Origin of the sequence: Fictibacillus nanhaiensis, assembly GCF_036213205.1 — a bacterium.
Classification (GTDB): domain Bacteria; phylum Bacillota; class Bacilli; order Bacillales; family Fictibacillaceae; genus Fictibacillus; species Fictibacillus nanhaiensis_E.
In genome coordinates this window covers 73183-93277 of sequence record NZ_JARMFC010000009.1, presented here as the reverse complement: position 1 = coordinate 93277, position 20095 = coordinate 73183, and the positions used below count along the sequence as shown (strand labels likewise).

General features: G+C 39.9%; 17 protein-coding genes. 9 read left to right on the top strand and 8 right to left on the bottom strand.

What is annotated here, in order from left to right:
• Positions 1-36: 36 nt before the first annotated feature.
• Genes P4V41_RS11575 through P4V41_RS11565 form a run of 3 tightly spaced genes read left to right on the top strand, consistent with a single transcriptional unit; the run spans position 37 to position 3817 of the window.
• Entirely contained in the window at positions 37-1533 is a 1497-nt protein-coding gene (locus P4V41_RS11575) for a phytoene desaturase family protein (protein ID WP_328085036.1), read from the top strand.
• Positions 1530-2969 carry a phytoene desaturase family protein gene (locus P4V41_RS11570; RefSeq protein ID WP_328085035.1) on the top strand — a complete coding sequence of 480 codons (1440 nt, stop codon included), beginning with the start codon at positions 1530-1532 and terminating at the stop codon, positions 2967-2969. Before P4V41_RS11575 ends, P4V41_RS11570 begins: the two co-directional genes overlap by 4 nt.
• A 5-nt stretch (positions 2970-2974) precedes the next feature.
• Positions 2975-3817: a phytoene/squalene synthase family protein gene (locus tag P4V41_RS11565; protein WP_328085034.1), complete on the top strand. Its 843-nt coding sequence runs from the start codon at positions 2975-2977 to the stop codon at positions 3815-3817.
• Positions 3818-4195: 378 nt separating this feature from the next.
• Here the strand turns inward: P4V41_RS11565 and P4V41_RS11560 are convergent, their stop codons facing one another.
• From P4V41_RS11560 to P4V41_RS11540, 5 genes are all read right to left on the bottom strand, one after another.
• Entirely contained in the window at positions 4196-4699 is a 504-nt protein-coding gene (locus tag P4V41_RS11560) for a GNAT family N-acetyltransferase (RefSeq protein ID WP_328085033.1), read from the bottom strand.
• A 110-nt stretch (positions 4700-4809) separates the two neighbouring features.
• Positions 4810-6303: a phytoene desaturase family protein gene (locus tag P4V41_RS11555; RefSeq protein WP_328085032.1), complete on the bottom strand. Its 1494-nt coding sequence runs from the start codon at positions 6301-6303 to the stop codon at positions 4810-4812.
• On the bottom strand, positions 6300-7406 hold the full coding sequence (locus P4V41_RS11550; protein ID WP_328085031.1) for a glycosyltransferase family 2 protein: 1107 nt from the start codon (positions 7404-7406) through the stop codon (positions 6300-6302). Before P4V41_RS11550 ends, P4V41_RS11555 begins: the two co-directional genes overlap by 4 nt.
• 5 nt (positions 7407-7411) lie before the next feature.
• The gene (locus P4V41_RS11545) at positions 7412-8251 is read right to left on the bottom strand and encodes a carotenoid biosynthesis protein (RefSeq protein WP_328085030.1); all 840 of its coding nucleotides are present in this window, start codon (positions 8249-8251) and stop codon (positions 7412-7414) included.
• Positions 8252-8253: 2 nt separating this feature from the next.
• Positions 8254-9759, bottom strand: coding sequence for a phytoene desaturase family protein (locus P4V41_RS11540; protein ID WP_328085029.1), 1506 nt, complete (start codon positions 9757-9759; stop codon positions 8254-8256).
• 259 nt (positions 9760-10018) lie between these two features.
• Between P4V41_RS11540 and P4V41_RS11535 the strand changes: the two genes are divergently transcribed.
• Genes P4V41_RS11535 through fni form a run of 3 tightly spaced genes read left to right on the top strand, consistent with a single transcriptional unit; the run spans position 10019 to position 12671 of the window.
• On the top strand, positions 10019-11122 hold the full coding sequence (locus P4V41_RS11535) for a glycosyltransferase family 2 protein (protein ID WP_328085028.1): 1104 nt from the start codon (positions 10019-10021) through the stop codon (positions 11120-11122).
• Positions 11123-11668 (top strand): glycosyl-4,4'-diaponeurosporenoate acyltransferase, encoded by a 546-nt coding sequence (locus P4V41_RS11530; protein WP_328085027.1) that lies wholly within the window; start codon positions 11123-11125, stop codon positions 11666-11668.
• A complete protein-coding gene (gene fni / locus P4V41_RS11525) occupies positions 11628-12671 on the top strand; it encodes a type 2 isopentenyl-diphosphate Delta-isomerase (RefSeq protein WP_328085026.1) in 1044 nt (347 codons plus the stop codon). Before P4V41_RS11530 ends, fni begins: the two co-directional genes overlap by 41 nt.
• A gap of 37 nt (positions 12672-12708) precedes the next feature.
• On the opposite strand, the gene putP is transcribed toward fni, so the two are convergent.
• Positions 12709-14184, bottom strand: a complete 1476-nt coding sequence (putP, locus tag P4V41_RS11520; protein ID WP_328085025.1) for a sodium/proline symporter PutP — start codon at positions 14182-14184, stop codon at positions 12709-12711.
• Between the two features lie 108 nt (positions 14185-14292).
• Between putP and P4V41_RS11515 the strand changes: the two genes are divergently transcribed.
• From P4V41_RS11515 to P4V41_RS11505, 3 genes are all read left to right on the top strand, one after another.
• Positions 14293-14499: a hypothetical protein gene (locus P4V41_RS11515; protein ID WP_328085024.1), complete on the top strand. Its 207-nt coding sequence runs from the start codon at positions 14293-14295 to the stop codon at positions 14497-14499.
• A 103-nt stretch (positions 14500-14602) separates the two neighbouring features.
• On the top strand, positions 14603-16513 hold the full coding sequence (locus tag P4V41_RS11510; RefSeq protein ID WP_328085023.1) for an ABC-F family ATP-binding cassette domain-containing protein: 1911 nt from the start codon (positions 14603-14605) through the stop codon (positions 16511-16513).
• Between the two features lie 278 nt (positions 16514-16791).
• Entirely contained in the window at positions 16792-17769 is a 978-nt protein-coding gene (locus P4V41_RS11505; protein WP_328085022.1) for a nuclease-related domain-containing protein, read from the top strand.
• Positions 17770-17821: 52 nt separating this feature from the next.
• Here P4V41_RS11505 and P4V41_RS11500 read toward each other — a convergent pair whose 3' ends face one another.
• Both P4V41_RS11500 and P4V41_RS11495 read right to left on the bottom strand, forming a co-directional pair.
• Positions 17822-19378, bottom strand: coding sequence for an ABC-F family ATP-binding cassette domain-containing protein (locus tag P4V41_RS11500; protein ID WP_328085021.1), 1557 nt, complete (start codon positions 19376-19378; stop codon positions 17822-17824).
• Between the two features lie 140 nt (positions 19379-19518).
• Positions 19519-19680, bottom strand: coding sequence for a hypothetical protein (locus P4V41_RS11495; RefSeq protein WP_186320646.1), 162 nt, complete (start codon positions 19678-19680; stop codon positions 19519-19521).
• Positions 19681-20095 lie beyond the last annotated feature (415 nt).

Sequence of the window (20095 nt, the reverse complement as noted above, 5' to 3'; positions counted from 1 at the left end):
ATATAGTTTGTAAAAGTAGAAGGTAGGTATGCATGTATGAAATCTGTAGCTGTAATTGGTGCGGGTCCTGGTGGTCTAACAGCGGGGATGCTATTAGCCAGTAAGGGATATCAAGTGACAGTATACGAAAAACAACCGTTTATCGGGGGGCGTACTTCTGCTTTTCATCAAGATGGTTATACATTTGATCGGGGTCCAACCTTTTTAAATATGCCTCACATCTTGGAGGAAATGTTTCAACACGCGAATCGACGCCTAGAAGATTATATCGAGTTGAAGAAACTTGAACCTATGTATCAGCTGAAATTTAAAGATGCAACGATTGATTCTACAACAGATCAATCCACCATGTATGAGAATATTGAAGAGGTCTTTCCCGGCAATGGTGAAGGCTATAGACGTTTTATGAAGAAAGAAAAAGAAAAATTTGAAGCACTAATGCCCATCTTACAAAATAAGCATGATTCTTTACTGGATTATTTGCAGCTTAAATTTCTAAAAGCATTGCCAAAACTAACGATAACCAATTCTTTGCACGATCAGCTCTCTACGTATTTTTCCGATGAAAGACTGCGTCTCGCGTTTACGTTTCAGGCAAAGTATTTAGGTATGTCACCTTGGGAATGTCCAGGCGCTTTTTCCATTCTTTCTTATATGGAACACGCATACGGGGTTTATCATCCTGTAGGTGGTGTGAACAAGATTACAGAAGCAATGGTTAAAGTGATTAAAGAGTACGGTGGTGAAGTAGTAACTTCATCTGGTGTAAAAGAGCTCATTATTGAAGAGGGCAGAGTAAAGGGACTTCAACTAGATTCAGGTGAAAAAGTATTTGCGGATGAAGTGGTGGTGAATGCGGACTTCGCACATGCAATGGAAAAACTGATGCCTAAAGGCTCTACAAAAAAATATACGAGCGATAAGTTAGTGAAGAAGAGCTATTCTTGTTCAGCTTTTATGCTATACGTTGGTGTGAATAAGAAATACGACCTTCCGCATCATACGATCGTTTTTTCTGAAGATTATCGTAAGAATGTTGAAGAGATTACGAAGAAAAAGATTTTGTCTCAAGATCCTTCCATCTATATTCATAATCCTTCTGTAACAGATTCGACCCTTGCACCTGAAGGAAAGTCAGCGCTTTATATTTTAGCTCCTGTTCCTAACAATTTTAGTTTGATCGACTGGGAGCATCATAAGCATGATTTTAAAAAGCTTGTTCTAGAGCAGCTTCAAGAACGTACTGATTTCAAAGACTTGGAACAGCATATTGAAACGGAATATATGTTCACGCCGCTTGACTGGGAAAATAAACTCTCAGTTTATAAGGGAGCAACGTTTAACCTTGGCCATCAACTAACTCAGATGATGTACTTCAGACCGCATAACAAACAAAAAGAGATAGAAGGCTTGTGGCTTGTTGGGGGAGGTACTCATCCGGGAAGTGGTCTTCCTACAATTATGGAATCTGCGCGTATCACAACAACCATGATGGCAGAGAAACATAGCACGATGGAGGTTCGATCCGTATGAATGCTGGAATTGTTGGCGGAGGTATAGGTGGCTTAATTACAGCACTCTACTTAAGAAAACAAGGTAAAGAGGTTACAATCTACGAGAAAAGTTCCAGACTTGGCGGCAGGTTGAACTTTTTTGAAAAAGAAGGATACAAAATTGATAGCGGACCTACAATCGTGCTGCTTCCTGAAATGATTTATGAGATTTTAAGCGAAGTGGGCATCGATCGTGAGGAACTAGAGTTAATCTTATGCAGTCCGATGTATAAGTTGAATTATCCAGATGGATCTCATTTTTATAAAACGAGTGACCTGCCCGGACAACTGAACGAGATTAAAAGGATGTTTCCTGGTGAAGAGCAAGGATTCTTACGATACGTAACGGATATGTACGAACGATTTCATCAAGGAAAGACAGCGTTCTTAGATCGTTCTTTTGTAAACAGACGGGATTTCTGGACACCGAAAAACCTGCACACACTTACAAAACTAAAAGCTTATCAATCTGTAAAAAAATTAGCGGAAGCATATTTCAGTCATCCGAGAATGCAGGAAGCTTTTTCGTTTCAAACCTTGTATATCGGAGGATCACCTGATAACTCACCTGCCATGTATTCGCTCGTACCGTTTAGTGAACATGCTCATGGGATCTGGTATGTAAAAGGTGGATATGGAAGTGTTGTAGATTTGCTCCAAAGAAAGCTAGTCGAGCAAGGAGTAGAGATCCGGTTAAGCGAACCTGTAGAAGCACTGTCATTACAAGGTAATATGTGTAACGGGGTGGTGACAAAAGAAGGCACTCATCTGCATGACATGGTCATTTATAATGGTGATTTTCCTGGTATTCACCATCTCATCCCAGGACCAAAGCCGGTCAAGAAAAACTACGAATCTTCTTCTGGTTGTTTTCTTTTATATCTGGGTCTAGACAGAATGTTTGATGAAGCAGATGTTCATCAGTTCTTTATGACGGATCACTTTGATGAACATATGCAAGAAGTGTTTTTACAAAAGAAGCTGCCTCGTGATCCGGCTATTTATACGTTCTATCCTTCAAAAATAGACGCGTCACTCGCGCCACACGGAAAAAGTGTATTATACGTACTTGTTCCAGTTCCATCAGGTGACACAGTAGATTGGGAGTCTGAGAAACAAAGTTATGCAGATTTTATTATTGACTCTTTGGAGAGGCGAGGATATCCAGGTTTGAAGGAGTCTATCGTGTGGAGCGAGATCCGCACTCCTAATGATGCACTCACAGATGGACTTTACCAAGGAGGTAGTTTTGGTATTGCGCCAACTTTGAAACAGTCTGGTGTGTTTCGGCCACAAATCAAGCCTCTTCCATATGAAAATCTATACGCAGTCGGTGCATCGATCCATCCAGGTGGAGGGGTTCCCATCGTTATGCAGAGTGCAAAACATCTAGCAAAATATCTTGAAAGGGCGTGAAACAGTTGGTAACGGTTCAGGAATCGTATTCTTATTGTGAAGAGATCATTAAAATTCATTCTAAAACCTTCTATAAAGCATTTTCATTCTTACCAGAAGATAAGCGACGTGCAGTTTGGGCCGTGTACTCATTTTGCAGAACGGTAGATGACATTGTAGATGAGGGAGATAGCCCCAAGAAAGAGCTAGCTGTCTTTAAGACAGAGTTCAACCAGTTTCTTAACGGCGAAATTCCTGCAGCCGAGCCAATGTGGATCGCATTGCAGGATGTTTTTCAAAACTTCGAGATGGATCATCAAGCTTTTTTAGATATGATTAAAGGTCAGGAAATGGATTTGTATAAGACACATTACGAAACAGTGGAAGACCTAGAGTACTACTCATATCATGTTGCTAGTACAGTCGGATTGATGCTGCTGCCTATATTAGCTCCTGAACAAAAAGATCTGCTTCGCGAAGGAGCGATTTCACTTGGCATCGGTATGCAGTTTACAAATGTATTGCGGGATATTGCAGAAGATCTAGATCGTCACAGAGTGTATGTTCCAGCTAAAGTGATGGCTGAAAACGGTTATACAGAGGATGATTTGAAAAAAGAAATCGTTGATGATCGTTTTATTGCCGCATGGGAGAGTATAGCCCTTCGTGCCGAGGTCTTTTATGCAAAATTTAATGAGACGCTAGAATACTATCCGATCGAATCGCGAATGCCTGTTCAACTAGCGGCGATCTATTACCGTGAGATTCTGAACAAGGTTCGTAAGCAAAATTATAAAGTGTTTAGCGGAAGGGTGTTTGTATCAAGTGCTGAAAAAGGGGATCTGTTAAAGCAGATTGCTGTAAAATGACCTGATACTAGAAAAAGAGCTGAGAACCAGGTGGTTGATACCTGTGTTATCAGCTCTTTTTGAATTTTTTAGTTTCTGTTTCAGTTGATTCGAATGTCGGGGAGAGGGGTATAAAGCTATGTGATAAGAGTCGAACAATGTCGACTCGCCGATATATCTACAAAACTCGCCGTATTTTGGCCGAATCTCGCCGTATTAATTCAGTAATTTCTAGAATTATATTTATAATTTCTTGAATTAACGTGGTGTATACCCCTGTTGGTATACGCCACAGTATTTACAAGTACAAAAAATGTACACATTTTAAGGAACCAAAGTGTTGAGGATAGGTTAATTCTTAGAAAAACACTCTTAAAAGTGAAAGCAATTGAAATTTAACTATAAAAACAACACCATGTGTTCTTCGTCGTGATATTGTCCATCTACTTTAAGTGCTTTTTCTTCGTACCCATATGTTTTGAAACCGAGTGTAGTGTATAGGTTCTTTGCTTTTTCATTTTTTGCTTCTACCGTTAAGTTCAGTTTCTCAAGAACTGGTATGTTTTTTGCGTGTTGGATAACTGCTTGCATGAGAGAGCGACCGACGCCAGCTTTGCGGTTCTCTGCGCTCACGTACATGGCATAAATGTTGCCCCGGTGCTGCATCTTTAACGCTTTTTCTTGTACTAAAGTAACGTTGCCAATTAACTTACCTTCATTAAACATGCCTAACGTATAACTGCCTTCTTCTTGTAATCTGCTCGCTACTTCCTTTATGGGATCTTTTCTTTGAATCGCTTCTTCATAGCTTGAGGCAAACGCTTCTGGACTTGATTTCAACGCTTCAAGTCGAAGCTCCCAATACGCTTTTGCATCATCAGGTTTTAAGAGTCGGACTTCCATGAGATATCCCCCAATATTTTTAAAAATTAGTGTACCACAAAATGGAAAGAGTATGAAAGATGAATTTAAAAACGAGCAAACGCCTAGGGTGTTTGCTCGTTTTTATTGATTTATGATAATTGTTTGGGGACTGACCCCTTCAGCAGTTCACGCGCGACATTGCGGCCGCTCATGATGACCATCGGCGAGCCGCCTCCAGGATGGGTTGTGCCTCCAGCGAAAAACAAGTTGCGGATGTCTTTAGAGCGGTTAGATGGACGGAGGAACGTGTTCTTTCGTTCATTTGCTGATATACCATACAATGCTCCTCGAAAAGCTCCAAATTTAGCTTGTATGTCGTGAGGGGTTATCATCTTCTCATGAAGGATATGCGGCCTTATATGTAGACCGAACGACTCTAGACGGTCAAAAATAAGATTTTTATAACGCTCATAATTGATCGTGCTTTTTGCTTCATCCCCAGCTCGTATAGGCGGTGCATTTACCAATATAAACAGGTTGTCTCCGTCAGGGGAGACGGATGGATCGGTTACAGAAGAATTTGAAATATAGATAGTCGGATCATCTGGATATTCTCCGTTGAATAACGTTTCGAATTCTCGCTTATAATCGCTTGAGAAATACACTTGATGATGCAGAAGATTAGTTAACCGTTTGTTGAGTCCGACTAATAGAACAAATGCAGAAATCGAAGGAGAGTAGCTTTCAACCTTTTTATTTTTCATAGATGGTCTGTAGCGTTCTTCTACGAGTTTAGGATACGCTTCGAGCAGATCTCCGTTCATCACGACAGCATCAAACATCACTTCATCTCCATTTGAAAGTCTCAGAGATTTCGCTTCAGCGTTACTAACGTTTATTTTTTTCACTTCAACGCTTGAATGCATCTGTACCCCGAGCTTTTTTGCTAGGCGCACCATACTTTCGGCAATCTTCACGTTACCACCTTTTACGTAATAAACGCCTTGAATCATCTCTAGATAAGCGATCAAAGAGAATGTAGCAGGTGCTTGAAAGGGAGAAGATCCTATGTAAGTGGCATAACGGTTAAAGGTTTGCATCAATAGCGGATGCTTGAAGTATTTATGATGAAAGCTGTCCATGGATTGCAGTGGTCTCACTTTTGTAAAAGCATTAAAAAGAGAGGGAGAAAGATAATCTTTCATACTCGTAAAAGTCCTAGGGAAAAATTCTTTTTCTGCTAGTTGATACAAACGAGTCACTTCAGAAAGATATTCCGAATAGCGTTGTGCCGCATAGGGATCAAGTTTTTTTAATTGATTCACCACATGATCTACATCTGTCGACATCTCAAAGACTTCACCGTTGTTGCTAATATTTCGAGTATGTGTGTTTAATTTAATCCACTCAAAATAGTCTCTAGGATTCTCACCGGCGTCTAAAAAGACTTCATCAAATATTTGAGGCATCGTGATGGTGTTCGGTCCGAAATCAAACGTGTGAGAACCTAAAGATACGGGCATCAGCTTCCCGCCAAAATGCTCGTTTTTTTCAAATACATGAACTTCACAACCATTACTGGCAAGTGAGATACTTGCAGATAATCCGCCAAGGCCGCCTCCGACAATTGCAATTTTTCTCATTGATAAGAACGTCCTTTCCATTCGTAGCCTTTCTTTTTCAGACCTTTCCACATAGAGGCATTCACAAGCACGACCAAACCGATCGCAGATAATGGCATTGTGAAGGCAAGATAAGCTTTCTGACCCGTTAAAAGGTCTACATAAGCTTTTTGGATGACCGTGGTCAAATAGGGCAGCATCCATAGCAATTGCTCAGTGAATATGCCATATATGAAAAAAAACAAAGGAGCTATGTAAAATCCAGTATAAAAAATAGATAAAAAAACAACGAGAAAGATGGAACGACCTAATCCAGGAAACAGGTTCTTCGTAAATCCGCTCCAAACTTCTTTATTTGTCGTGTACATATAACACGAAACATAGTTCGTTACGTTAGCGAGAACAACTTTATAACGTGCTCGTTTCATGGCTTTAGCTAAATCTACATCATCCACTAAAGAATCCTTTATGCTAGCATGGCCACCAATGGCGTGATAATCGTTACTCTTAAACAACATGAAAGCGCCGTGTGCAGCGGTTGCAGGAGGCCATCTTGTGAAATTTGCAAAAAGAAGAGGCAGGTGAAATAAAATAACAAAATGCTGCAGAGGGACAATTAGCTTCTCGAAAACCAGAGTTACAGGAAACTTTGGAAATCCGGATAATAGACTAGCTTTTCGCTTCTTCAATAATGCGAGTGAAGTCTCAATCGTATGGGGATGAAGTCGAACGTCCGCATCGATAAACAAAAGATAATCACCTGTTGCACTTTGACTAAGCTGATGACAGGCATGAACTTTACCAGCCCAGCCAGAAGGAAGCTTTTTCCCTTGTAGAACGGTAAAACGGCTGTCGCCATCTATGTGCTTCAACAGAGAGTTATATGTATCATCATCTGAATGATCATCTAGGATGGTAAAGGATATACAACGATACGAAAGCTCTTTTAAGGTGGCAACGAGCCCAGCTACATTTTTCTCTTCATTTCGCATCGGTACAAAAACAGCAACCCTCTCTGAATGAAAAGTCCCTAACGAGGGCTTTTTAAGAGAGGGTAAAAAGAAACTATTCATTATAGTAGCCGCTAAAAAAAGTAGGGCAGCTGTAACAAAAATAAGAAGCATGAATATCACCTTTTTCCTGGGCTGTAAGCAAGATCACTATTAACAGAGACTGCTTGATTACTAAAGCGATATAAACTCAACAGGATGATACTAGCGAAAGAAACGCCGATTGACGCCAGATACAGCTTTGATGTTAATCCTAGTAAAACAAACATGCTCGTGACCATCAAAAACACAGCAATCGTGCGAGAATGCCAATAGGGGTGCGGTGATGTCTCCGTTTTTTTCGTTACATTTAATCCTGTTTCTAAAGTGATATGAAAGAAGCTAGCTAAAAGAAACCAGCCAAGAAAATTTTGCAGTGGTATTCCGTAGTACATCCCTGTGCCATCCCAGAACCAGTAACCTTTAACGAGGTAAGCGACAGGATCGATAATCCCGTCCATTACAACAGCAATCAGACCGCCTGTAACGACATAGAGTGGAACCTTTATAGCTGTTTGACCTTTAAATGGTTTAACGATACCACCAGCTATCGCGTGAGAGACAGCTATAATCATTACCCACGCGAACCCGATGGCAACAGGAACATCTAACCATTGTAAACCGAGCTGATCGCTATAATTATAGTGACCAAAAATCAGGCCAGTCTTGACGCCAATACTCTCTGCTATGATACTTCCAAACAGAACGAATAACGTAAAAACAGCGCCAAAATTCCCATAAGTTCGGTAAAAATAAAATCCTCCTAGTATACCGCATGCGATTAAAAATACGCTGTTTGCCCACTCAAGAGCAGGAGGGAGAATATCCAAAACAAGAAGTATTAATCCTACGCTGTACCAAAAGATAAAGAAGCGAAAAAGTACTTTATCGATGGTCCCATGCTGCTGTGCTGGTTGCAATATTACCCGATCTCCTTTGAAACATTTTTTAAATCTTCACCTATTAAATCAGCTGTCAGCTGTCCTGATAGAGTTACCATTGGAACACCGCCGCCAGGGTGTGTAGAGCCGCCAACAAAATAAAGATTAGTAAACTGATTACTTCTGCTCGGAATCTTAAATCCGCCGTTCATCTTGCGGTCTGTTCGAATTCCGTAGATAGATCCTCCGTTCGGTCCGTACAATTCTTTTAAAGTGTCAGGTGTAAACGTGTATTCCCACTCCACATGCTGGCGAAGGTCTTTAGCTCCCATGCGTTCAAGCTTGTTTAGGACGAGCTCTCGGTAGCTCTCAAGGTTGCTTTCCCACGTTTCACCTTCTTTAAGAGGAGGTACATGCGTTAGGACGAACCAGTTATCTTTCCCTTCAGGTGCTTGAGTCGGGTCGGTTTTTGATGAAATTCCAACATAGACTGTAGGATCATCAGCAAGAATACCCGTGTTAAAGATTTGATTGAATTCCCTTTCCTGACTTTGAGAGAAGAAGAAATTGTGATGCGCAAACTCATCGTACTTCTTATCAACTCCAAGCAATAAGACGAGACCTGAAACAGTAGGTTCGTATTTACTTAGATCTTCAGCCGCTTTTTTAGCTTGCGGATGATTTGAGAGAAGCGTCTTGTATGCTGGAATCGCTTCTAAGTTAGAAACAACGATATCTGCATACAGCTCTTCGCCGTTCTCAAGTTTTACCCCTTTAGCCGTAGTACCTTCTGTTAAGATTCCTATTACTTTTTGATTCGTTCGAACATCAACGTTATATTCGTTTAAAACACTTAAGATCGATTCAGCAATTTTGTACATTCCACCTTCCACATAATAAATACCAAGGCCGAGCTGAACGTGTATTAGCTGAGAAAGAACAGCTGGTGCCTGATAAGGGGAGGAACCGATATACATGATGAAGAAATTAAATAGTTGTTGAAGGTGCTTGTCTTTAATAAATTTCTTCGTTGCTTGGTCCATTGATTTTACAGGATCCATCGCAAGAAGTTCTTTGAAGCTGTGAAGAGTGCGCAAATCGTTCAATCCAGATAAACTTTTCTTATAGAAGCTCTTCATGCTTAGTTCGTACATTTGGCTACAATAATCCAGATATTTAAAGAATGAAGCAGCATCTTGCGGATTCACTTTACTGATTTCTTTCAGCATCTCTGGCAGGTCACTCGTCACATCAATAACCGTGCCATCTTCAAAAAAAGTTCTCCACTGTGGCTCGATACGCTGGATGTTTATGTAATCGTGGATGTTCTTTCCAGCAGATTCAAAAAGCTGTTCAAGCACCCATGGCATCGTTAAGATGGATGGCCCCGTATCAAAGGTATAGCCTTTTCCAGAACGCTGATTCAGTTTACCGCCGATACGTTCATTCTTTTCGAGTACAGTTACTTCGTGTCCATCAGCTGCTAATCGAAGAGCTGCTGATAGGCCACCAAGTCCGCCGCCTACAACTAACACTTTTTTCTTCATCAAAATCCTCCTCGGTATTGGGAATGAAAGGTTAAGGTTGTTTCTTAGCTGTTGCTGTACGACTGTTCCTCTGTATTGTATAGTTTATGTACAACCATTGTAAAATTATTGAACGGCATTTTAACATATTCAGAAAGATAATCTTTATTTTCAGTTCTTGACTGAATATAAAAATTCCTCTTTTTTTAAGAATTGTTTGAAAAAAGAATACAAAGCCAAAGCTGTAACTATAACTTTTATAATAAAGGAGACAGTCGACATGTTTTCTACCTCTTTGTATCTATTGATCATGTGGCTTTGTGGATGGTTCATGCTATGGAATATACGGACTCTAAGTTCTAGAGGTCCTCAGGAACCACATTCTGTTTCAGTTATTATTCCCGCAAGGAATGAGGAAGCAAACTTAAAAAAATTATTGCCTACACTGAGTAACCAAAGTATGAAGCTTCATGAGGTAATTGTTGTAAACGATGATTCTGAAGATAGAACTGAAGAAGTCGCTCGGGAGTTCGGTGTTACCGTTGTAAAGCCAGAACGTCTTCCTATCGGTTGGTTAGGTAAGCCATGGGCATGCTGGAATGGAGCAAAACAAGCGACAGGTTCTCTATTGTTATTTTTAGATGCAGATTTAGAAATAGAGAGAGACGGAATTGAACGCTTGTGCGGTGAATGGGAAAGAAAACGGGGATTGATAAGTGTTCAACCGTTTCATCATATGAAAAGTGTTTCAGAGAAATTTTCTTCTCTATTTAACATAATCGTAATGGCCGCTATGCAATGCTTTACGTTATTTCGTACAAAACCAGCTGGAGCGTTTGGTCCTTGCCTCATGATCGATAGAAAAACCTATACGGAGATCGGTGGCCATGAAGGGATTAGGCACCAAGTTCTTGAACATATGGAAATGGGAAGAGTAGCTATGAATCAAGATGTAAATGTTACTTGTTTCTCAGGATACAAGACGGTTTATTTCCGAATGTATGCAGAAGGTCTGACAGCACTATTTTTAGGATGGTGCAAAAGCTTCGCGCTTGGTTCAGCAAAAACGCCACTCATGCCCTTATTACTGACAGTAGCTTGGATTACAGGAGGAATAAGTCTAGCCATTCAGCTTCCTTTCTTGTTTGTTCAAGAATCCAACGAGGTCTTAATATGGGGAATCTTCTACCTGCTTTATGCGGTTCAGATTAAGATCTTAATGAAGAAAATCGGAACGAATACAATTGTTTCAGCTCTATCCCATCCGCTGCAGTTCATGTTTTTTTCTGTAGTGTACATCTGGTCTTTTATTTTGAGTATGATCAAAAAAGAAGTAAAGTGGAAAGGTAGAGAAATCTCGGTTTCTGAAAAAGGAGATGCCTAAATGCTGATAGAACTTTCTCCGCTTTGGACGGTAGTGATCAATATTCTTGCCTGGCTCATCTTTCATTTAACTGTGGCTTATATCATTCATCGAATCCCTTTTTCTTCCTTTATAAAAGAGAGCAGATGGGATACAGCTTTTGGCTGGGAAAACAGTGGACAATGGTATGAAAAAATAGGAATACGCAAATGGAAAACGATACTGCCTGATGGTGGAGATTTTTATCGGGGAGGATTCGCGAAGAAAACACTAGAGGGAGATTCTGCAGAATATTTAGCCCGTTTTTTAGCAGAGACTCGTCGTGCAGAATTGACGCATTGGCTTTCCATGCCACCAGCTTTGTTGTTTTTCTTATGGAACCCTGTTTGGATCGGCAACATTATGATTCTGTATGCCGTTCTATTTAATCTTCCTTTTATATTTATCCAGAGATATAACAGGTTCAGGCTGATTCGAATCCTGAACCTTAAGAACAAGACGCTTGAACGAAAGAGGAGGAAAGTAGTTGGATATTTCGAAGGACCTTACGGAAAAGCGAAAAACTGAACATATCAGAATTAGTTTGAATGAAGACGTTGAAGGTAAAAACATTACGACAGGGCTTGAAAACTATCGATTCGTACCCAACGCTCTGCCTGAATTATCTTTTGCAGAAATTTCACTTTCAACCTCATTTTTAAATAAACAGGTGCGGACGCCTTTTTTAATCTCTTCCATGACAGGTGGGACAGATACCGCCTATCGGATAAATAAACATTTAGCGATGGCTGCCCAAGAAAAAGGATGGGCGATCGGCCTCGGTTCAATGAGAGCTGCGGTTGAGAATGAGGATCTTGCTTATACGTTTCAAATTCGGAAGTATGCTCCTGATATTCCAATCATCGCAAATATAGGAGCGGTTCAGCTCAATTACGACTTTGGGGCAGATCAATGTAAAAAAGCGATCGAAATGGCTGAAGCAGATATGCTTGTACTGCACTTAAACACGTTACAGGAAGTGTTTCAGCCAGAAGGAGATACAAATTTCTCAAATTTGCTATCTAAGATTGAAGAAATCGCAAATTCTCTGCATGTGCCGGTCGGTGTAAAAGAAGTAGGAATGGGAATCGACGAAAAAACGGCAGATCGCCTTACATCCGTGGGTGTTCAGTTCATTGATGTAGCTGGAGCAGGTGGAACGTCTTGGGTACAAGTAGAAAGTTATCGTTCAAACGACAGCATTCGAAAAGAAGCTGCTGAAGCTTTTCTAGATTGGGGACTGCCTACTGCTGAAAGCATTCTTGCTGTCAGAAAGAACAATTTTGATATCCCGATAATCGCAAGTGGGGGTCTTAAACACGGTGTTGATGCTGCAAAAACAATTGCTCTAGGTGCTAATCTTGCTGGTTTTGGAAGACTGCTTCTCCCCTCAGCTGTAGAAAATGATGTCGAGGCATTGCTCGTACAGATGGAACGAATTGAATTCGAGTTGCGTGTGGCTATGTTTGGAATAGGTGCTGGCCGTATAGAAGAGCTTGCACACTCAGACCGGCTTATTATGAAGACATAAAAAAGCGCTCCTGTTAATCAGGAACGCTTTTTTTGTATTATTTTAATTCATCAAGAGTTTCTTCCATGTCATCAAATTGGTTTTGAACCTTTTTAGATGGATCTTTTGTCAATAAGCTTACAATAACAATGGCGATCAAGCTTAAGAAGAATCCAGGAATCATTTCATATACTTGTTCTTTTAGATCAGGGAACTGTACCCAAGTAAGGACTGTTACAGCACCAACAATGATACCTGCTAGAGCGCCCCATTTTGTCATCTTCTTCCAGAATAGACTTAATAAGACGAGAGGTCCAAATGCTGAACCAAATCCTGCCCATGCGTAACCTACAAGGCTAAGAATGGTATCACTAGGGTTCAATGACAACAATACAGCGATTACGGCTACAATGAGTACCGCAATACGGCCGATCATAACGAGTTCCTTCTGAGAAGCATCTTTCTTTAAGAATTGCTTATAAAAGTCTTCTGTTACAGAAGAGGATGTTACTAACAACTGAGAAGAAATTGTACTCATGATTGCAGCTAGAATGGCAGCTAATAAGAAACCAGTAATTAGTGGATGGAACAACAGGTTTGCAAATTCAATAAATACTGTTTCAGGATCAGCAAGTTCTCTTCCTTCTCTAGCAAACCAAGCAACACCAATCAAACCAGTAAGAGATGCACCGATAAGAGAGATGATCATCCAGCTCATACCGATTCTTCTTGCTGTTTTAATGTCTTTAACAGATGTGATGGCCATAAAACGAACGATGATATGTGGTTGTCCAAAGTAACCTAATCCCCAAGCTAATAAAGAGATTAATCCAAGAGTGGTCAATCCTTTTGATACTTGTAAAAGGGATGGATCAACACCACGTACAGTGTCAATTAATGTTTGCGTATCACCAATATCAGTAAAAGCAACGACTGGTACTAAGATTAAAGCAATGAACATGATACAGCCTTGAACAAAATCAGTCCAACTTACTGCAAGGAATCCACCAAATAGTGTATAAGCTACAACTACCCCAACCGTAATTAACATTCCAGTTAGATAAGTTGTACCGAATGCACTTTCAAACAACTTACCGCCGGATACAAGCCCAGCAGACGCGTAAAGAGTAAAGAAGATTATTATTACGAGCCCTGATACGATACGTAGAATTTTCTGTGTATCATTGAAGCGATTTTCAAGATAATCAGGAATGGTAATCGAATCATCTGCAACTTCTGTATACGTACGAAGACGAGGTGCTACTAGAATATAGTTTAAATATGCACCAATCGTAAGTCCGACAGCGATCCAAATGCTGCTGATTCCATCAGTGAACATCGCACCTGGAATACCCATCATCATCCAACCACTCATATCAGATGCGCCGGCTGAAAGTGCAGTAACAGCAGGACCTAATCCTCTTCCACCCAACATGTAGTCATTTAGATCAGATGTTTTTTTGTAAGCCCAGTACCCGATATAAAGCATACCGGCCATGTAAATAACTAAAGAAATAATAACTCCTGTTTGCATGTAAAAATTTCTCTCCTTTTCTTTTTTCATGAAATGGGTCATGTTAGTTTGCTCAACGGATGACTTGTTTATGAAAAAGTTGGCAGGTTGTTTCTTAGAGCTTTTTATTTGCAAAAAGAGCTTGCGGGGAATAGCAGAAAAAAACTTGAAGTCAAAAGCGCGGTCAATAAACGCATTAAAAAGCTTGCTGGATTAAATGAACCCAGCATCAACTACAAGAAAAAAGCAAAGCCGATGTGTGAATTGAAAATAGGTGGCATCCGTTTTGAGCAAAAAACGTGCCCACTTCTTTTCAGAACATGTTTATCACTATAACAAATATTCCGAAAAGAATGCAAATCATAACCGAGAGATGCTATTCTGACACGGTTAAGATACAATAGAAAACAAAGACATTAGCCTAAGGAATGATATGGTTTTGAGTATTTTATTAGTTGAAAATTTATATAAAACATATGGTGAAAAAACGTTGTTTGACGATATCACTTTTTCGATCAGCGACAAGCAAAGAATTGGCCTCATCGGCCCGAATGGAACAGGTAAGTCTTCATTATTAAAAGCAATAGCAGGGATAGAACCAGCTGAACGAGGAACTTTATCACATGCGAATACATTTCAAATCGAATATGTGGCCCAAGAACCTGAACTTGATGAAGAGATGTCCGTTTTAGATCAAATTTATTACGGAGATTCTCTTATCATGAAGACGATGCGTGAATACGAACAAGCCTTATTAGATTTAGAGTCTGACCCGTCAAACGAAAAGATGCTAAAGCGTTTGATGAGCAGTCAACAAAAGATGGATGAAAATGAGGCATGGGAAGCAAACACTATCGCAAAAACGGTGTTAACTAAGCTTGGTCTTCGTGATTTTTCTCGTCAAGTGAAGCATTTAAGCGGTGGACAAAAGAAGAGAGTAGCGATTGCAAAAGCACTCATTCAACCTGCTGATCTGCTGATTTTGGATGAGCCAACAAATCATCTTGATAATGAAACGGTTGAATGGCTGGAAACATTTTTAGGAAACTATAAAGGCGCCTTACTGATGGTTACCCATGACCGGTATTTTTTAAACCGCGTAACTAACAATATCTTCGAGCTTGATAATGGGAAGCTTTATGTATATGAGGGAAATTACGAAACATACTTGGAGAAAAAAGCTGAGCGTGAAGAAATCGCTCTGCAGAACGAAGATAAGCGGCAAAATACTCTACGCCGCGAGTTAGCATGGTTGAGACGCGGTGCAAAAGCACGTACAACGAAACAAAAAGCTAGAATTCAGCGTGTAGAAAGTTTGCAAGAAGAAACAGGCCCAGCAGTGAAAGGCTCTGTAGAATTTGCGATCGGATCACAACGACTTGGTAAAAAAGTGATTGAAGTTGAAGGCTTGAGTAAAAGTTTAGATGGAAAAGAGCTAGTTAAAAACCTCGACTATCTGATCGTTCCAGGTGAACGACTTGGAATTATCGGGCCGAACGGAAGCGGAAAAACCACTTTATTAAATATGTTAGCAGGTAGAATGATACCTGATTCGGGTTCTGTTGAAGTAGGGGAAACGGTTAAAATCGGCTATTACACACAAGATCACGAAGAACTTGATGGCAACTTACGCGTTGTCGATTATATCAAGGAAACAGCACAGGTCATCACGACGGTAGATGGCCAGACGATAACGGCTGAACAGATGCTCGAGCGTTTCCTGTTTCCTCGCTATATGCAATATACGTATATTCGTAAGTTATCAGGTGGAGAGAAGCGCCGCTTGTACATGTTAAAAGTTTTAATGGAAGAGCCGAACGTTCTGTTTTTGGATGAACCTACAAACGACTTGGACATTCAAACATTAGGAATTTTAGAAGAGTATTTAGAAAACTTTCCTGGCGTAGTGCTGACTGTTTCCCATGACCGTTACTTTTTAGACCGGGTTGTCGATCATCTTCTCGCATTCGAAGGGAACGCAGAGGTTGAAAGATTTCAAGGCAGCTATACGGACTATATGGATGAGAAAAAAGAGCGTGATGAAATGGCTGCTACGGTGAAGAAAGAGGCATCTTTTGTAGAGATGACTGAACCCGCTGCACCACACCGCAAAGAAAAGAAGAAGAAGCTGTCTTACAAAGATCAGCAAGATTGGGATACGATTGAAGAGCGAATCATGAACTTAGAAGAGAAGAAGGAACAGATCGAATCTGAAATCGTAGCTGCTGGCAGCGATTTTGGGAAGATCAGCGAGCTTATGGTTGAGCAGAAAAAAGTGGAGAGTGAGCTTGAAGCCGCGATGGAACGATGGGAAGAGCTTTCTCTGTTGGTGGAAGAGTTGAATAGTTGATTAGGTGATTGGGTGGGCACCTCTTGCTTTTAGCAGGGGTGTTTTTTTTGTGGGAAGGGGGGACGGTTGGCGATATTTGTCGAAAAGCCTATAAATGATTTTGAAGGCCTATAAATTTACTTGAAGGACCATAAAATTTTTTGAAGGCCCATAAATAGAAATTTAGGGCCTATAAAACCAAATTTCGGGCCTATAAAAATTTCTTTTACTAAAAAAGGATTCTACACCATAGTTAGCGAATCAACTGTTCATGTCCAAGTATAAGAGGAAGTGATAAATTGATTAAAAAAACTAGAACCAAACCGCTTAAACTATTAAAATTTGAAGCTTTACTAGAAAGAATTCTCCCAAGTCATAATCAGAAGCAACTGATTGAGAGCAGTTATAGAAAGTACTTAGCGGGCTTTAGGGGAGAACTATCATTGGATTATTTCCTTTCTGAACTACCACACGATGATTACCACATTTTTCACGATCTGCGAATCCCCAGAAACGATAACAGCCAACTTTATTTCCAACTGGACGCCGTAATTATCCATTCGAAATTCTGTATTATAATTGAAGTGAAGAATTTAATAGGTAATTTGTATTTTGATCATCAATATGATCAGATTGTGCGTACTAGAGAAGGGATAGATGAAACTTTCCCAGACCCCGTAAATCAAGTTGAAATACAAAAAAATCATTTTTCCAATTGGCTTCTTAGACACAAATTTCCCCGTATACCGATTCATACTTTAGTTGTAATTACGAATCCAAAATCTTATATTCGAATTTCCCCAAAGTACGGAAAAAACGCAAAAAAAATTATAAGAGGTAGGACCTTACCTAACAAAATCAAAGAAATTGAAAAATTAGAATCTGAAGTTATTCTTCAAAAGCGAGATTTAAAAAGAATTTCTTCTATGCTCTTAAAAGTACATACTTCGCATAATCCTGACATTTTAAAATTGTTCAATATTCATCGCAATGAAATTTTAACAGGTGTTTTTTGTCCAAACTGTACTCAGGTCGCACTAATCAGAATAAAACGAAACTGGTTGTGTGCAAGCTGCTCCAACACTTGTTTGAATGCTCATAAAAAAGCAATCATTGATTATGCACTTTTGTTTAGTCCTGTGGTCAAAAACAAAGATCTACGCTCATTTCTCCACATGGAATCACAATCATCCGTAAAAAAACTCCTCTATAGTATGAAACTGAAGCCTACAGGTGAAAGAAAAGCAGCAACCTATACCATTCCTCTGCCAAAATAAACTTCCAAATAAAAACCCCCATCAAAAGATGAGGGCTAACAAACACGATTAATTAAAACACCTTAGTCGTCCAGCTTTCACAGTTCCAGACGTCATTTGCGACTTCTTTATAAAATTCAGGTTCGTGGGAGATCAACAGAACACTACCTTTAAAAGCTTTCAGTGCACGCATCAATTCATCTTTCGCCTCTACGTCTAGATGGTTTGTCGGCTCATCGAGAACAAGAACATTGTTTTCATGGTTGATGAGCTTACAAAGGCGAACTTTTGCTTTTTCTCCACCGCTCAGCACTTCTACCTTACTCTCGATATGTTTTGTCGTTAGACCACATTTCGCAAGAGCAGCACGAACTTCATGATGAGAGAAACCGGGGAACTCGCTCCAGATTTCATCGATACATGTATTATAGTTTGTTGATTTCACTTCTTGCTCGAAGTATCCGATCTCCAGGTTTTCACCGCGCTCAACGGAACCTGAAACAGGCGTGATCTCACCTAAGATGCTGCGAAGTAACGTAGTTTTACCGATACCGTTCGCACCGACTAAAGCAATTTTTTGTCCGCGTTCCATACGCAGATTCAATGGTTTAGAAAGTGGCTCGTCATATCCGATAACAAGTTCTTTCGTTTCAAAGATCAGCTTGCTTGGCGTGCGCGCTTCTTTAAAGTTGAACTCTGGCTTTGGTTTTTCTTTAGCGAGTTCAATGACATCCATTTTATCGAGTTTCTTTTGACGAGACATGGCCATGTTTCGAGTGGAAACACGTGCTTTATTTCGTGCAACGAAATCCTTCAATCCGGCAATCTCTTGCTGTTGACGCTTAAATGCTGCTTCCAACTGAGATTTTTTCATCTCATGAACAGATTTGAAGTGGTCATAATCTCCGACATAACGGTTCAGTTCTTGATTTTCCATGTGATAGATCAAGTTGATAACACTATTTAAGAACGGAATGTCATGCGAGATCAAGATGAACGCATTTTCGTACTCCTGCAAATAACGCTTCAGCCACTCGATGTGCTGTTCATCCAGATAGTTTGTTGGCTCATCCAGTAAGAGGATCTCTGGCTTTTCTAATAAGAGCTTAGCAAGCAATACTTTCGTACGCTGTCCACCACTTAAATCATGTACGTCACGGTCTAAACCGATATCATCAAGCCCAAGTCCACGTGCGATCTCTTCAACTTTAGCATCGATTACGTAGAAGTCGTTGTTTGTTAATGTATCTTGAATAACGCCAACATCTTCAAGCATCTTTTCAAGCTCTTCAGGTGTTGCTTCACCCATTTTTTCATACATGCTGTTCATCTCATTTTCCATGTCGAGCAAGTATTGAAACGCACTTTTCAATACATCGCGGATCGACATGCCTTTTTGAAGAACCGTGTGTTGATCAAGATAACCGACACGCACCTTTTTAGCCCACTCTACTTTACCTTCATCAGGCTTTAGTTTGCCTGTAATAATATTCATAAACGTTGATTTACCTTCACCGTTTGCACCGATCAAACCGATGTGCTCACCTTTAAGCAGGCGGAAGGAAACATCATTAAATATGGCACGATCGCCGAAACCATGGCTTAAGCCTTGCACCGTTAAAATACTCATCTATATAACACCTTTTCTGTCAGTAATTTGTACCCTCTTGATTATAGTATTGAATGGGGAAGGAACTCAATAGGTGCATACGTAATCTTATAAAAGAAAAAGCACCCATGGAAGAAATTCCAAGAGTGCCTGTAACTTATCTATTCTTGCTCACCAGTTCTGTTCTTAAAAGCTTCTTTTGTCGCAAGGTTAACCGAATCTGTCTCATCAGACTTTTCAACAAGGCGATTTTGAAGTGTGTTATCAGGAAACCTTCCTGGATGACCTTGTTTTTTATGTTCGAACGATTTTCCTCGTGCCATGTTTTTTCACTCCTCATCTCTTTATAATTTGTATTTTGTCCACGAGATCGAGCGATTATGAATTCACAAATTACCCAAAAGAAGATTTAGAATAGATAGTTAACGAAGTGTTAAAACCAGACATTTTGAAGACATTTTGCAGAATGAATATTGATTCACAGGATTTTAGTACCAAGTCATAGAAATTTGTTACAAAAACAAGCATATCTTAGTTTTAAGATGAATATATCTGTATCACAACTAAATATTCACCTGAGACTAAAGCATACACACTCTAATGACACGCTAACTTCTTTCTTAAAGCTTGTCTTTTTTTGTGTGAGGAGGTGGCCGTTAAAAACATTTCACTGTTAATCCCTACTTGACAGATGGGTTTAATTGTATTAATTTAATTTAGTTAACTAAAGGGGGGCTT